The 12,555-nt window shown below is 55.5% G+C and carries 19 protein-coding genes; 18 read left to right on the top strand and 1 reads right to left on the bottom strand.

What is annotated here, in order from left to right:
- Positions 1 to 2,179, top strand: a 2,179-nt coding sequence (locus tag WC488_02385) for a NosD domain-containing protein (GenBank protein ID MFA5077249.1), incomplete at its 5' end; no start/stop codon positions are given.
- 51 nt (positions 2,180 to 2,230) lie between these two features.
- The gene (locus WC488_02390; protein ID MFA5077250.1) at positions 2,231 to 3,466 is read left to right on the top strand and encodes an amino acid permease; all 1,236 of its coding nucleotides are present in this window, start codon (positions 2,231 to 2,233) and stop codon (positions 3,464 to 3,466) included.
- Between the two features lie 7 nt (positions 3,467 to 3,473).
- Here WC488_02390 and WC488_02395 read toward each other — a convergent pair whose 3' ends face one another.
- The gene (locus WC488_02395; protein MFA5077251.1) at positions 3,474 to 4,019 is read right to left on the bottom strand and encodes a hypothetical protein; all 546 of its coding nucleotides are present in this window, start codon (positions 4,017 to 4,019) and stop codon (positions 3,474 to 3,476) included.
- A 329-nt stretch (positions 4,020 to 4,348) separates the two neighbouring features.
- On the opposite strand from WC488_02395, the gene WC488_02400 reads away from it, so the two are divergent.
- The 16 genes from WC488_02400 to WC488_02475 all read left to right on the top strand — a co-directional run.
- Positions 4,349 to 4,654, top strand: a complete 306-nt coding sequence (locus WC488_02400; GenBank protein ID MFA5077252.1) for a 30S ribosomal protein S17 — start codon at positions 4,349 to 4,351, stop codon at positions 4,652 to 4,654.
- Between the two features lie 24 nt (positions 4,655 to 4,678).
- Positions 4,679 to 5,077 (top strand): 50S ribosomal protein L14, encoded by a 399-nt coding sequence (locus tag WC488_02405; GenBank protein ID MFA5077253.1) that lies wholly within the window; start codon positions 4,679 to 4,681, stop codon positions 5,075 to 5,077.
- A gap of 12 nt (positions 5,078 to 5,089) precedes the next feature.
- Positions 5,090 to 5,464: a 50S ribosomal protein L24 gene (gene rplX / locus WC488_02410; GenBank protein ID MFA5077254.1), complete on the top strand. Its 375-nt coding sequence runs from the start codon at positions 5,090 to 5,092 to the stop codon at positions 5,462 to 5,464.
- Between the two features lie 18 nt (positions 5,465 to 5,482).
- On the top strand, positions 5,483 to 6,181 hold the full coding sequence (locus tag WC488_02415; protein MFA5077255.1) for a 30S ribosomal protein S4e: 699 nt from the start codon (positions 5,483 to 5,485) through the stop codon (positions 6,179 to 6,181).
- A gap of 2 nt (positions 6,182 to 6,183) precedes the next feature.
- Positions 6,184 to 6,699, top strand: a complete 516-nt coding sequence (locus WC488_02420) for a 50S ribosomal protein L5 (protein ID MFA5077256.1) — start codon at positions 6,184 to 6,186, stop codon at positions 6,697 to 6,699.
- A gap of 10 nt (positions 6,700 to 6,709) precedes the next feature.
- A complete protein-coding gene (locus tag WC488_02425; GenBank protein ID MFA5077257.1) occupies positions 6,710 to 6,865 on the top strand; it encodes a 30S ribosomal protein S14 in 156 nt (51 codons plus the stop codon).
- A gap of 9 nt (positions 6,866 to 6,874) precedes the next feature.
- On the top strand, positions 6,875 to 7,255 hold the full coding sequence (locus tag WC488_02430; protein ID MFA5077258.1) for a 30S ribosomal protein S8: 381 nt from the start codon (positions 6,875 to 6,877) through the stop codon (positions 7,253 to 7,255).
- 8 nt (positions 7,256 to 7,263) lie between these two features.
- Positions 7,264 to 7,749 carry a 50S ribosomal protein L6 gene (gene rplF / locus WC488_02435; GenBank protein MFA5077259.1) on the top strand — a complete coding sequence of 162 codons (486 nt, stop codon included), beginning with the start codon at positions 7,264 to 7,266 and terminating at the stop codon, positions 7,747 to 7,749.
- A gap of 9 nt (positions 7,750 to 7,758) precedes the next feature.
- On the top strand, positions 7,759 to 8,088 hold the full coding sequence (locus tag WC488_02440) for an eL32 family ribosomal protein (protein MFA5077260.1): 330 nt from the start codon (positions 7,759 to 7,761) through the stop codon (positions 8,086 to 8,088).
- Between the two features lie 9 nt (positions 8,089 to 8,097).
- Entirely contained in the window at positions 8,098 to 8,598 is a 501-nt protein-coding gene (locus WC488_02445) for a 50S ribosomal protein L19e (GenBank protein MFA5077261.1), read from the top strand.
- Positions 8,599 to 8,807: 209 nt separating this feature from the next.
- Complete coding sequence (locus WC488_02450) at positions 8,808 to 9,296, top strand: 50S ribosomal protein L18 (GenBank protein ID MFA5077262.1); 489 nt, start codon at positions 8,808 to 8,810, stop codon at positions 9,294 to 9,296.
- Between the two features lie 9 nt (positions 9,297 to 9,305).
- Positions 9,306 to 9,950 carry a 30S ribosomal protein S5 gene (locus tag WC488_02455; GenBank protein ID MFA5077263.1) on the top strand — a complete coding sequence of 215 codons (645 nt, stop codon included), beginning with the start codon at positions 9,306 to 9,308 and terminating at the stop codon, positions 9,948 to 9,950.
- A gap of 28 nt (positions 9,951 to 9,978) precedes the next feature.
- Entirely contained in the window at positions 9,979 to 10,413 is a 435-nt protein-coding gene (locus tag WC488_02460; GenBank protein MFA5077264.1) for an uL30 family ribosomal protein, read from the top strand.
- 11 nt (positions 10,414 to 10,424) lie between these two features.
- Positions 10,425 to 10,904 (top strand): uL15 family ribosomal protein, encoded by a 480-nt coding sequence (locus tag WC488_02465; GenBank protein ID MFA5077265.1) that lies wholly within the window; start codon positions 10,425 to 10,427, stop codon positions 10,902 to 10,904.
- Positions 10,905 to 10,937: 33 nt separating this feature from the next.
- Entirely contained in the window at positions 10,938 to 12,359 is a 1,422-nt protein-coding gene (gene secY / locus WC488_02470; protein ID MFA5077266.1) for a preprotein translocase subunit SecY, read from the top strand.
- Between the two features lie 12 nt (positions 12,360 to 12,371).
- Positions 12,372 to 12,555: AAA family ATPase (locus tag WC488_02475; protein MFA5077267.1), on the top strand; the 184-nt coding region annotated here is incomplete at its 3' end.

The following is a 12,555-nucleotide window of genomic DNA, read 5'->3' on the forward strand; positions in this document are numbered from 1 at the left end:
AAGCGACAACTACATGTATGGAATACACTTCCAGCGCAACTTCGATGTGGATGCTCACAGCAACCTGATCGCCAACAACACCGTAAATGGAAATGACGTTTATGGGATTTTGATCGAAAGCTTCAACAACAGCCGCAACAACACCGTAACCGGAAACACCCTGACCCACAATACGGATGGCGCCATCTACATAGTGGGGCCAACCGCGTGCGATATAACGGGAGATACTGTGACCGACAACTTCCTCGACTCAAACGGGAACGGGCTCATGGTCGGGCAAACCGATGGCACCACTTTCGCGAACAACACCGTACTCAACAGCAGCAACACCGGCTTCTTTTCATACAAGGCAGCCTCCCGCATCTATGAAAACACTTTATGCGGCAGCGGATGGACCGACATGTACTCATACAACTGGTCCGACCATGCGTCAGATGGCGATGACAATACCTGCGACCATTTCGGCGGATGGAACGACAACGGCACCGCGGGCTGCACCAACCTCTGCCCTAATGTTTCGCTTGCAGTGGTCCTTCTGTTCCCTGAAAACGGCTCGTTTTTCCCAAGCAACGATTCCCTCAACCTCACTTTCATAGCCAACGACATCCTGAACGGCACCACCCTCAACTGCACCCTCAACATTACAAACACCTACGATAATGCCACCCTGAACGTGGATGCCCAAAGCAGAGTGCCAAAGTCCACATCTGTCGCTGGCCTCGGCGCAGGGAATTACGTGTGGCAGGGAGTATGCATCAACTTTGAAAACCAGACCGGCATTTCCATACCAAGTGCGTTCATATTGAACGCGGTGTGCGGCAATCTGATATGCGAGTCCAACGAGACCTGCGACAACTGCCCTGTGGACTGCGGCATTTGTCCGTACTGCGGAGATGGGAACTGCAGTGCAGGCGAGACCTGCACCCGATGCCCAGAAGACTGCGGGAGATGCTCCGGAGGGTCCAGTCCTTACTGCGGGGACGGAAGATGCAACGGAGATGAGAATTGCTCCACCTGTGCAGGCGATTGCGGAGCCTGCCCTGGCCCAGTGTGCACTCCTGCAAATTGCAACGGAACCTGCGTAAACGACACCTGTGTGCTTCCTTACTGCGGAGACAACGCGTGCGGTGCAGGAGAAAACTGCTCCATCTGTCCATCTGACTGCGGCCAATGCCTGTCCCTTCCCATGTGTGGGGACGGAACGTGCGGCTCGGATGAAAATTGCTCAACCTGCACTGCTGACTGCGGCAATTGCACCATCCCAGTTTGCAGCCCTGCAACGTGCCCAGACGGAGCATGCATAAACAACACCTGCGTGGCGCCATATTGCGGCGACGGCTCCTGCAACGCTAATGAAAGCTGCTCCGCATGCGCTTCTGACTGCGGAAAGTGCGCTGATTGCAATTCTGATTCAGAATGCTCAGCAAGCGAAAGATGCTCGTCCGGCGCATGCATCCAGAAAACCGGATGCGCTTACAGTAATCCAGGCTGCGGGCCTTGCTTCTTGTGCACCAGCAATGCGTGTGCGCAATCCCCAAGCACGTTCAGCATTGAGGCGCAGCCGGAAGTGCCCGTAAACAGCACTGTTGAAGCCGCCATCCTGGACCAGAGCGGCTTCCCCGTTGCCGGCCTCCAGGTAAAGGTTATTGACCCGCTTAACTCAACCTCAGGATACACAACCAATTCAACAGGAAAATTCACATTCGTTCCATCCATCGCAGGCCAGTATTCGTATCAACTGCCCTGTGAACTGGCCAAGTTCACGAATGCCCTGGCAACATCGGGTTATGACCCGTCAGCTCCTGCCGGAACCAGGACCCTGATAATCCCGGTCTACGTAACAGAGCCCAGTTCGCTCCAGCTTTCCGTCCTGAGCTTGGGAAAACCCATGCAAGCCAGCCTCAGCATAGCCAAGCCGGACACTTCAGCAACCGACACGGCGACTGATGCAGGGGGCAGGTACCAGGGCGTCCTTACAGTGCCCGGAAAGTACGTGTTCACGATAACCGCGTACAATGCGAAGAGCCTTGCCGCCGACATTGAGCTAAGCCCGCTTCCAGCGGCAAGAGGAATACTGGAAGAGCCGGCATTCTGGGTGCTCCTTATCCTGCTGTTCGTGCTGCTCGCATCCGCCTACCTCCTCAGGAACCGGCTCATTCCATCGCTCGCGCGAAAATGAACTTCGTTGGAATCGGATAATTTCCAAGAAAGAGAAATTGGATGAATTCAGATGGCAAAACTGAACCGCACGCTCTCGCTTTTTGACGCGGTCAACATCGCTCTCGGCTCAATAATAGGCGCAGGCATCTTCGTGATACTGGGCTCTGCTGCAGGCATCGCAGGCCCTGCAGTTTTCCTTTCAGTGCTGGTAGCCGCCGCGGTTGCGCTGATGACAGGCCTGGCAAGCTCAGGGCTGAGCAGGCGCTTCCCGAAAAGCGGCGGAGCCTATCTCTTCGCAAGGGAAGCGATTTCCCATTCCGCAGGATTCATAGTGGGTTGGATCTGGCTTTTTTCCAACATAGCGGCCGGCGCGACCGTGGCAGTCGGATTCGGTCATTATCTCGCCTTCTTCCTCCCTTCCGTGCCCGCCAACCTGGCGGCCGCTCTGATAGTGTTACTCGCGACTGCGATAAACCTCCTGGGAGCAGGCCAGTCCAGCAAGGTCAACAACGTGCTCGTCGCCCTGAAAGTGCTCATACTCCTAGCTTTCGTCGCCGTCTCATTATTTTTCTTCAAGCCAGCCAATTTCTCACCTCTCGCTCCTTTCGGAATTGCCGGGATACTCGCAGGAGCCGCAACGATTTTCTTCGCCTATGCAGGATTCGCGCGCGTCGCAGTGATTGCGGACGAGGTGAAAAATCCGGAAGTGAACGTCCCAAAAGCCACGATAATCTCCATAGCAGTTTCAACCCTGCTCTATTCCGCAGTCGCGGTAGGTGCGGTGGGCCTCGCGGGCTGGCAGGCGCTTTCGGAATCCGGCTCGCCGCTCGCAGACGCGCTTGCCTCTGTCGGGCTGGGCTTCGGCGCATCCATAATAGCCGCAGGCGCCCTCATAGCCACCGGCACAGTGGTGCTTTCCTCAGTTCTCGGCCTTTCAAGGCTCGCATTTACCATGGCCGAAGCGAAAGAGCTTCCGGGCTGGCTTGGCGCAATAGGGAAATCATCTGTCCCAGCAAATTCCATACTCGTGAGCGGCGCAGCCACGCTCCTGTTCGCGCTTTTCGCGGACCTTCCGCACATAGCCTACATAAGCAGTTTCTCCCTGCTTCTCTACTATGCGGCGATAAACCTGAGTGGAATCAGAATACTGGATGGAAATGCTCGTTACGCGGCATTCGGCGGCCTCCTTTCCTGCGCGATTCTCATGTTCAGCCTGCCGCTCCAGTCCTGGCTGGTGGGATTGGCGGCAGTAACACTAGGAATACTATACTATCTACTATTCGTAAGGGAAAGAGGAAAAAATTAAAAGAAAATTACGGAAGCGTGACGTCATCGCAGGTTCCGTACCCTGCCGGCGCCTTGCAGTTGTTGTCCTTCGCGTATTGCAGAAGCCCCTGATACGCTGTGACCAGGCTGGGGCAGTCTTCTGTGCACTTGTTTTCGTACACGCCCATCCTGTCGTAGAAATCCCGCGCCCTCGCGACTCCGTTGAAATTGGCCGAAGCGCAGGAATAGCAGCCAGGGCTGTTCTCCTGGTCGTACTCGGTCTTGGCAGTCTGGTAGTCGCTGCAGCAGGAAGCGCATTTTCCGCACAGGTCCATTACGCGGAGGTTGCGGCATTCACTGCTCTGCGTCATCAGGTTGCTGGTCAGAGAACTCAGCGTAGCAGTGGAAGCGCAATTGGACATGCTTACATTGCCCGTGCCTCCGGCGCATAAACTCGGAGACGCCACAGTGGTCCCGTCCGGACACACGTACTCCTTTTGCGCATAATTCAGCTTCACCCAGCCATTGCCGAACTCCACGCACCCGAATGCGAGAATCAGGGCCAAAAACAACATCACGAACACCATCCTCATTCAATCACCTGGTAGGCACTTCAGGCCGCACAATTAAAAATATTGGCAAAATCCGGCGTTCATTTAATTGATGCGAGCTGGAAATCCAGTATTTTTCAAAGGTTTATGCGGTTCGAAGTGGACCAAATTCGCCAACCTTTATAAACTCTTCCCAGGAATATTCTTCCACTACGCTCAGCAGCCGGTATCTTTCAGACTCGTTCCAAGCATGCCGGCGCGCATTTCGAAACCTTTCCCCGCACGGATGAATTCTCTGCGTAGGGGGGAAGAAATCGGGATGTCCGTTACGCATGCTGTCGCTTCAGCCAGTAATGAACCGGGATGATGATATGGATAAATGCGATGACAAGAACTGCTTCGTGCACGGAAACCTGAAAGTGAGGGGCTCGAGGATAGTCGGGGAAGTGGTGAGCGACAAGGGCAAGCGCACCGTAATCGTGGAGAGGAACATCTCCAGCATAATGCCCAAGTACAACAGGATTTCAAAAGAGCGCAGCCGGGTCGCAGCGCACAACCCGCCGTGCATAAACGCGAAGACCGGGGACACAGTGCGCATAGGCGAGACGAGGAAGATAAGCAAGATAAAGGCCTGGACCGTTGTCGAAGTGATAACCGCGGCCAAGGGGAAAGCATAATCCACTCATGGAAGGTGATTGCAGATGAAAGGACTCGGTTCTCATATCGTAAGGTGCCTGCCCGTGGGCGCAAGGGTTACCTGCCACGACAACAGCGGCGCCAAGGAAGTTGAAATAATCAACGTGCTCACGCTCAAAGGGGTGCGCGGCCGCGTTCCAACCGCAGGGATAGGGGACGTGGTAATCGCTTCGGTGAAGAAGGGCAAGCCGGAAATGGTGAAGAAAGTGGTGCGCGCCCTCATCGTGAGGCAGAAGAAGGCGTTCAAGCGCGCCAACGGCATGACCGTGCAGTTCGAGGACAACGCAGCAGTCCTTGTGACCGAGGACGGTTTGCCGATAGGCACCGAAATCAAGGGCGTGGTGGCCAAGGAGATTACCGAGAGGTACCCCAAGGTTTCCGCCATAGCCCCCGGAGTGATATAATCGGTGGTTATGATGAAAAAGGACACTGAAAGAAAGAAATTCCACGAAGCGAAGCTCCACGAGCTGAGGCCCAGGATGCACATGCATCTTTCCAAGGACCTCAGGACGAAACTCAAAATCAAGAATCGCGCGCTCCTTGTGAACAAGGGGGACAGCGTGAGGATTATGCGCGGCTCGGGCAAGGGGAAGACCGCGAAAGTGGGCCGCGTGAGCTACGCGAAAGGCGTGGTTTACCTGGAGGGAATCTCGCGCAAGAACGCGAAAGGGACCGAAATCCTCATTCCGTTCCAGGCCTCGAACCTCCTGCTCCTCGAGCTCAACATGAGCGAAGGGAGGAAGAGGCAGTTCGGAATGCCCGCCGAGCAGAAAGGCGAAGTGAAAGTTTAGGCTTGAAAAGGTGGAACGATGGCTAAGAAAGGACGAACATATCACACGAAAAGAATCGCAATCACGAAAGCTATACCTGTGAGCGACAAGAAAGCGAACACGTTCATGATAAGCACCGATCCAGGCCCGCATCCGCGGAGCAAGGCAATCCCCCTGGGAGTGCTCCTGCGCGAAGTGCTCGGCGTGACCCGGACAGCATCCGAGAGTAGGAAGGTGCTCAACTCCAAAAGCGTCCTCGTGGACGGAAAGCCCAGGAGGGAGCCCAAGTTCCCGGTAGGCCTGATGGACGTGGTTTCGTTCCCGAAGGTGAACCGCTCCTACAGGATAGTTGTGAACAGGAAGAGCCAGCTGGTTCCGCTCGAGATAAAGCACTCAAGCTCGAAAATCGGGAAGGTGGTGAACAAGCACACGGTCCGCGGCGGAAAGACAACAATCACGCTTCACGATGGAAGGAACATACTCGCGGACAACAACGTGCGCGTGGGGGACAGCGCGGTAATCTCTGTCCCGGACCAGAAGGTCGCGAAGGTCCTCAAGTTCGAGCCCGGCGCCAAATGCCTCGTCACCGAGGGCGCGCATGCGGGCGTGGTCGCGAAGCTCGAGGAAGTCATCAAGAGGGAAGGAAGCTGGACCGAGGCGCGGCTCAAGGGGGCCGAGGAATTCGTCACGGTAGCTAAATACCTCTTCGTCGTGGACGATTCATTCGAAGGTGCATGATTATGGAATCCAACCCCATGAGGGAAGCTGTGATAGAGAAAGTCACGGTGAACGTAGGCGTCGGCTCTCCGGGCGAGAGGATGGACGGCATAAAAGCCGTCGTGGAAAAGCTCGCGGGCGCGAAATTCGTGGAAACCAAGGCGAGGAAGAGGAACCCGGTGTTCAAGCTCCGCGTCGGCCTGCCCATAGGGCTCAAGACCACCCTGCGCGGGAAGAAGGCGCTGGATTTCCTGAACCGCGCGCTCGATTCCAGGAAGAGGAAGCTTAACGCATCCTGCTTCGACAAGCTCGGGAATTTCTCTTTCGGCGTGAAGGAGTACATAGATTTTCCGGGCGCGAAATACAACCCCGCGGTGGGCGTGTTCGGCTTTGATGTTTGCGTGACGCTAAGGCGCAAGGGCAGCAGGGTGGGAGCCAGGATGCGCGTCCCGGGAAAGGTGGGGAAGAAGCACATGCTCACAAAGGCAGACGGGCTTGAGTTCGCAAAGTCAAAACTCAACGCCAAGATGGAGGAATAGGGGTGTTATGATGACGGTTTCTCTCGATGAAAAATACAAGGGAAAGGGAACCAGGAAGTGCCGGATATGCGGGAACGCCCGCGCGGTCATACGGAAATACAACCTGCACATATGCAGGAGATGCTTCCGCGAGGTCGCAGAGCACATCAATTTCAGGAAATACTAAGGTGATGGCATGGACATAGTCGCTGATGCTCTCAACACGTTGAAGACGCACGAGATAGCTGGCCAGAGGCACTGCACGGTGAAATCCTCCAGGCTGATAGGCAAGATTCTCGACATACTCAAGAGCGAGGGCTACATCTCCGCGTACAGGAACGTCGAGGACGGCAGGGGGAGCAAGTTCGAGATAGAGCTCGCGGGCAAGATAAACGAGGCCAAGGTGATAAAGCCGAGGCTGCCCATAAAGAAGGACGAATGGCCCAGGGTGGAGGAGCGCTTCCTTCCAGCCTACAACATAGGGGTGATAATAATATCCACCTCCAAGGGCGTGCTCACCAATTCCCAGGCCCAGGACCTCGGCGTGGGCGGAAGGCTGATAGCTTACGTTTACTAGGTGCTCATATGGACATACCCGGCGGAGTCACTATAACAATCGAGGGTTCATTGGTGAAAGCCAAGGGCCCGAAGGGCGAATCCCAGAAGCAGTTCAGGGTGCGCAACGTCTCCATAAAAAGCGACGGAAAGAAGGTGGAGGTGGAGTGCGCGGACCCGGCAGTGAAGGGCACGGTGGAAGCCCACATCCGCAACCTCGTGAAGGGTGTGCAGGAGGGCTACGTGCGCAAGATGAAGATGATATACGCGCACTTCCCGTTCACTCTGGAAACGAAGGGAGACACGCTCATGGTGAAGAACATGCTCGGAGAGAAGCTCCCGCGCAAGTTCAAGATAATCGGCAAGACCAAGATAGAAGTGAAGGGGCAGGAGGTAACCATCTCGGGCCCGAGCAAGGACGACGTAGGCCAGACAATCGCGAATATGAAGACCGCGCTCAAAATAAGGGAGAAGGACCCGCGCGTGTTCCAGGACGGTATCTACGAAGTCGCATAGGTGGTCATGATGAACAAGAAATCCAAACCGGCCTTCAACGTGCTCAATTCAGGATTCAAGAAGAGGGTGAAGCACAGGTGGAGAAGCCCCCGGGGCACGGACAACAAGAAGAGGATAAGGTGCGCTTTCGCAGGAGCGAGCCCGCGCATAGGCTACAAGAACGCAGGCGCAGTGCGCTGCCTACATCCTTCCGGGATGCACGAGGTTTTGGTGCACAACGAGAAGGAGCTCAGGGCCGCGGTGGGAAAAGCCGCGCGCATCGCCTCCGGCGTGGGGAAGAAGAAGCGCGAGAGCTTCAGGAAGATAGCCGCCGAGCTCAAGCTGAAGCTTCTAAACTGAGGTGTTCATATGCTTTCAACCGTGAAAAGGCTCGCATCCGAAATCCTGGGGGTGGGCGTGAGCAAGATAAGGATAAAGCCAGAAGACATCGGGCGCGCGGAGAGCGCGCTCACGCGCGAGGACGTGAGGGGCCTGATAAAGGACAAAGTGATAATAGTGAAGCGCAGGCCTGGCTTCAAGGTCCTCAACAGGAGGAAGAAGAAGCTCAGGGGCTCCAGGAAGGGCAGCATGAACAGCCGCGCCCCGGAAAAGGGGAAGTGGATGACAAGCGTGCGCGCACAGCGCAAGTACCTCAGCGAGCTCGTTTCCGCCGGAAACCTGGAGAAATCCAGCAAGCGCAAAGTCTACCTTAGGATAAAAGGGGGCTCCTTCAAGGGCAAGAAAGCGATGCTCATGTACCTCAAGGACAACAGCATGTACGTGGAGAAAGCCGGAAGCCCGGAAAAGGCCCCGAAGCCCAGGCCCGCGAAGGCCGAAAAGGCGAAGGAGGCGCAGGAGCCCAAGAAATGACTGGAAACTAAAAACTACCGAATGAACGGGAAACGAAAAAAAAGAAAAATGACCCGAAACGTTCGAAACGTGGATGTTGAAACGAAAACGAGAAAAACGATGACGAAGAAATGGCTCGAAATGAAAATGAAGAAAAAGGAAAAAATGGCGCGAAACTAAAACGATGGCATGAAGCGAAACGAAAATGATGATATGAATAAGGTGTTAGCATGAAAGTCCATACAACGTTCATAATGCCCTTCAGGAGAAGGCGCGAGGGAAGGACCGACTACAGGAGGAGGCTCTCGCTCGTGCGGGGCGGGGAAACCCGGATGGTGGTGAGGCGCTCGAACAAGGGATTCCTCATCCAATTCGTGGAATACAGCGAGCTCGGCGATAAAACATTATACACGATGCACTCCTCCCAGCTCAAGAAGCTGTTCAATTTCCCTTCCAAATGCAACACCCCAACCGCTTATCTTTCCGGCCTCTACGCCGGAAAGCACGCGCAGTCCAAGGGGGTTAAAGCCGCGGTCGCGGACATAAGCGCCACCGCGTCAAAAGGCGCAAACGTGTTCGCCGCCGTGAAGGGCGCGATTGATTCCGGAGTGAAAATCCCGTTCGACGAGTCCAAAGTGGTTCCCGAGCGCCTTAGCGGCTCCCACCTGAAGAATGTGGGCGCGGCGTTCGAGGAAGCCAAGAAAAAGATTCTATCATGAGGTGCTTGAATGAGCGAAAAAGTTGCTGTCGTTGACAAGGAAAACTGGAATCCGAAGACCCAGCTCGGGAAAATGGTGAAGAGCGGCGAAATAACCACTTTCGAGCAGATAGTGGACATGGGAAAGCCCGTGCTCGAGGCCGAGATAGTGGACGTTCTGCTTTCCAACCTGAAGGCTGAAACGCTTCTAATAAAAAGCACCCAGCGAACCACGGACTCGGGAAGGAAAATCCAGTTCCGCGTGGTGTCCGTAGTCGGGGACTCGAACGGCCACGTGGGCATCGGAGTGGGCAAGTGCGACGAGATAAAGCCCGGCATAGACTACGCGATACGGGACGCGAAGAAGCACATGATTTCAGTTAAGCTCGGATGCGGCTCCTGGGAATGCAAGTGCCATTCCACCCATTCGATAACCAAGGCTTCCAGGGGCAAGGAGGGCAGCACAATAGTGGTGCTCAAGCCAGCGCCCAAGGGGCTCGGCATCGCGTCCAACGCGACCATAAAGAAGGTGCTTACGATAGCCGGCGTGAAGGACGCATGGAGCAGCACGACCGGAAGCACAAAGAACATATACAACACCTCGATGGCCACGATAAAGGCGCTCGAGAACATAACCGCGGTGAAGCCCCACCCCGTGAAGGGCGAGGCCAGCTGAATTCTGTTGATTTGAACCGGTGATATGGATGAAGATTGCGATAATACGCGTGAGGGGGCGCAGGAACATGGACCCCAAGATAAAGATGACGCTCGAGCTCCTCAACCTCCGCAGGCCGAACCACTGCGTTGTGGTGGAGGACACGCCCTACTTTAAGGGCATGTTCAACCTCGTGAAGGATTACGTGACGTTCGGGCCGATAAGCGAGCAGGCTCTCGCGCATCTCCTCTACAAAAGGGGCAAGCGCGGCTCCAAGCGCCTTTCCGAGACTTCCAAGGAGGGCGAAATCGCGGAAATCGCAAAGAAGCTCATGGCCCCGGGCGCGAAGACCAAGGAATTCGCTGACCCGGTGTTCACGCTCAGGCCCCCGAGCAAGGGGTACAAGGACATAAAGCAGCACTACCCGCGCGGGGATTTGGGCGCAAGGCCTGACATTTCCGCATTAGTGAAGAGGATGGCATAGCGGTGATTACGATGACCAACAGGAAAGACAAGCGCACGAAGTCGTACCGGGGCCTGGGAAGCCACGGCGCAGGCAACGCGAAGAACAGGAGGGGGAGCGGAAACCGCGGAGGCGTAGGCCATGCAGGGCTGAACAAGCACAAGAAAACCTGGATGGTCAAATATGCTCCGGACTATTTCGGCAACCACGGATTCGTTAATCCGACGAAGGAGGAGCTAAAGGTTTTAAATGTATTCGACATAGAAAACCTAGCCAGGAAGGGCTCCCTCGAGAAGAGGGGGACCGCGCTCCACTTCACGTTCGAAGGCAAGATTCTCGGCTCCGGCGAAATCATCTCTCCGGTCAATGTGCAGGCGCTCGGCTGGAGCAAGAAGGCCGAGGAGAAGATAAAGCAGGCCGGAGGCGCGCTGAGCAAGCTCGAGCGCCCGGGCAAGAAGGAGAAGGCCGCAAAGGGGCAGCCGGCAGAGAAAACCGGGAAAAAAGCGGCATGAATCCGCTGAGCACTCAAGTTTACAGGTGAACCGATGGGCATCGTAGAGATATTTTCATCCATAGCCAAACTGCTTCCGGAAGTGAAAGTCCCCGAGAGCCCGGTCTCCATAAAGGAGAAGCTCATGTGGGTGGCTGCAGCGACGCTCATATTCTTCATCATGTACAACGTCACCGCCTACGGGGTGAACGCAAGCTACGGCACCGCAGATTTCCTCCAGATAATCACTGCTTCAAAGATGGGCTCCTTGCTCACGGTCGGAATAGGGCCCATAGTCCTCGCATCCATCTTCCTCCAGCTCTTCAAAGGGGCCGGGCTGATAAATCTTGATTTGAGCAAGCCCGAGGAAAGGCAGAAGTTCCACGAAGTGCAGAAGGTGCTCGCGATAGTGCTCGCCTTCGTGGAGGCAGGGATATTCGTCTACACCCGGCCGGAAATGCTTTCCAATCCCACGGACGGGATGCTCGCCACCATCGTGGTGCTCCAGATAGCCATAGGCGCAATCATACTCTTCTACCTGGACGAAGTGATATCCAAATACGGCATAGGGAGCGGGATAAGCCTCTTCATCGCGGCCGGAGTCTCGCTCGCGATAATAGGCGGATTCTCGGCGGTCCTGTTCGGGGAAAACCCAGACGGTTTCGTGAAGATAATAGTGGACGGGGGCGCCGACGCGATACCGCGCGCCCTGCTCGCGCTTTCCCCAGCGATATTCACCGTGCTGGTCTTCCTTCTCGTGGTTTACGCGGAGGGAATGAAGGTGGAAATCCCGGTCGCCTACACCACGGCCCGCGGGGTGCTTCCGAGCCTTCCGCTCAAGTTCTTCTACGTTTCCAACATACCGGTCATTTTCACATCCGCGCTCCTGCTCAACCTGCAGATTTTCGCAGTTCCGATACTCACCAATTTCGGCGCGGAAAATTGCGGGCCAGGGGCCACCGAACTCATCTGCTACTTCGGGGCAGTGAACAGCGGCTCGATGCACGATGGATTGCTCTACCTCATAACCCCGCTTTACGCGCCCAGCGGCTCGGACCACTGGACGTTCATGCTCAGCTCCACATACGTGTTCGGAATCCCGCAATGGGTGCACGCAATAACCTACGTTTTGTTCCTGGTGCTATGTTCCATCCCGTTCGGAATGTTCTGGTCCGAAATAGGCGGAATGGACGCGAAAAGCGTCGCAGACCAGCTCAACAGGGCGGGCTTGCAGATTCCGGGCTACAGGAGGGACCCGAGGCTCCTGGAGAAGGTGCTCGAGAAATACATAAGCCCGCTCATCATCATAAGCAGCGCTTCGGTGGGATTCCTCGCAGGGATGGCCGACCTCACCGGGGCTTTGGGAACCGGGACCGGAATCCTGCTTACCGTGAGCATATTCTACAAGCTATACGAGGATTTCGAGCGCCTCAACGTGTTTGAAATATATCCGCAGTTCACCAGGATGCTCTCCTGAAAGGGTGATCTTATGATAATACTGATGGGAGTTCCCGGAGTCGGGAAAAGTTCAGTGCTTGCAGGAATCAAGGAGAATAAACCCGGATACTCAATAGTGAATTACGGGGACCTGATGCTCGAAATATTCAAGGAGAAATACAGCGTGCAGAACCGGGACGAGATGCGCAAAGCTCCCGTAACCCAGCAGAAGGCGG

It is taken from the genome of Candidatus Micrarchaeia archaeon (assembly GCA_041650355.1).
Taxonomy (GTDB): Archaea; Micrarchaeota; Micrarchaeia; order Anstonellales; family Bilamarchaeaceae; genus JAHJBR01.

What these genes read in the sequence shown, in the direction of transcription:
- WC488_02460 (MFA5077264.1), top strand. Translation starts at nt 9,979, where the DNA reads ATGAAGATTGCGATAATACGCGTGAGGGGGCGCAGGAACATGGACCCC.
- WC488_02390 (MFA5077250.1), top strand. Translation starts at nt 2,231, where the DNA reads ATGGCAAAACTGAACCGCACGCTCTCGCTTTTTGACGCGGTCAACATC.
- WC488_02400 (MFA5077252.1), top strand. Translation starts at nt 4,349, where the DNA reads ATGGATAAATGCGATGACAAGAACTGCTTCGTGCACGGAAACCTGAAA.
- WC488_02430 (MFA5077258.1), top strand. Translation starts at nt 6,875, where the DNA reads ATGGACATAGTCGCTGATGCTCTCAACACGTTGAAGACGCACGAGATA.
- WC488_02445 (MFA5077261.1), top strand. Translation starts at nt 8,098, where the DNA reads ATGCTTTCAACCGTGAAAAGGCTCGCATCCGAAATCCTGGGGGTGGGC.
- WC488_02405 (MFA5077253.1), top strand. Translation starts at nt 4,679, where the DNA reads ATGAAAGGACTCGGTTCTCATATCGTAAGGTGCCTGCCCGTGGGCGCA.
- WC488_02450 (MFA5077262.1), top strand. Translation starts at nt 8,808, where the DNA reads ATGAAAGTCCATACAACGTTCATAATGCCCTTCAGGAGAAGGCGCGAG.
- rplF (MFA5077259.1), top strand. Translation starts at nt 7,264, where the DNA reads ATGGACATACCCGGCGGAGTCACTATAACAATCGAGGGTTCATTGGTG.
- rplX (MFA5077254.1), top strand. Translation starts at nt 5,090, where the DNA reads ATGAAAAAGGACACTGAAAGAAAGAAATTCCACGAAGCGAAGCTCCAC.
- WC488_02440 (MFA5077260.1), top strand. Translation starts at nt 7,759, where the DNA reads ATGAACAAGAAATCCAAACCGGCCTTCAACGTGCTCAATTCAGGATTC.
- secY (MFA5077266.1), top strand. Translation starts at nt 10,938, where the DNA reads ATGGGCATCGTAGAGATATTTTCATCCATAGCCAAACTGCTTCCGGAA.
- WC488_02415 (MFA5077255.1), top strand. Translation starts at nt 5,483, where the DNA reads ATGGCTAAGAAAGGACGAACATATCACACGAAAAGAATCGCAATCACG.
- WC488_02465 (MFA5077265.1), top strand. Translation starts at nt 10,425, where the DNA reads ATGACCAACAGGAAAGACAAGCGCACGAAGTCGTACCGGGGCCTGGGA.
- WC488_02395 (MFA5077251.1), bottom strand. Translation starts at nt 4,019, where the DNA reads ATGAGGATGGTGTTCGTGATGTTGTTTTTGGCCCTGATTCTCGCATTC.
- WC488_02420 (MFA5077256.1), top strand. Translation starts at nt 6,184, where the DNA reads ATGGAATCCAACCCCATGAGGGAAGCTGTGATAGAGAAAGTCACGGTG.
- WC488_02425 (MFA5077257.1), top strand. Translation starts at nt 6,710, where the DNA reads ATGACGGTTTCTCTCGATGAAAAATACAAGGGAAAGGGAACCAGGAAG.
- WC488_02455 (MFA5077263.1), top strand. Translation starts at nt 9,306, where the DNA reads ATGAGCGAAAAAGTTGCTGTCGTTGACAAGGAAAACTGGAATCCGAAG.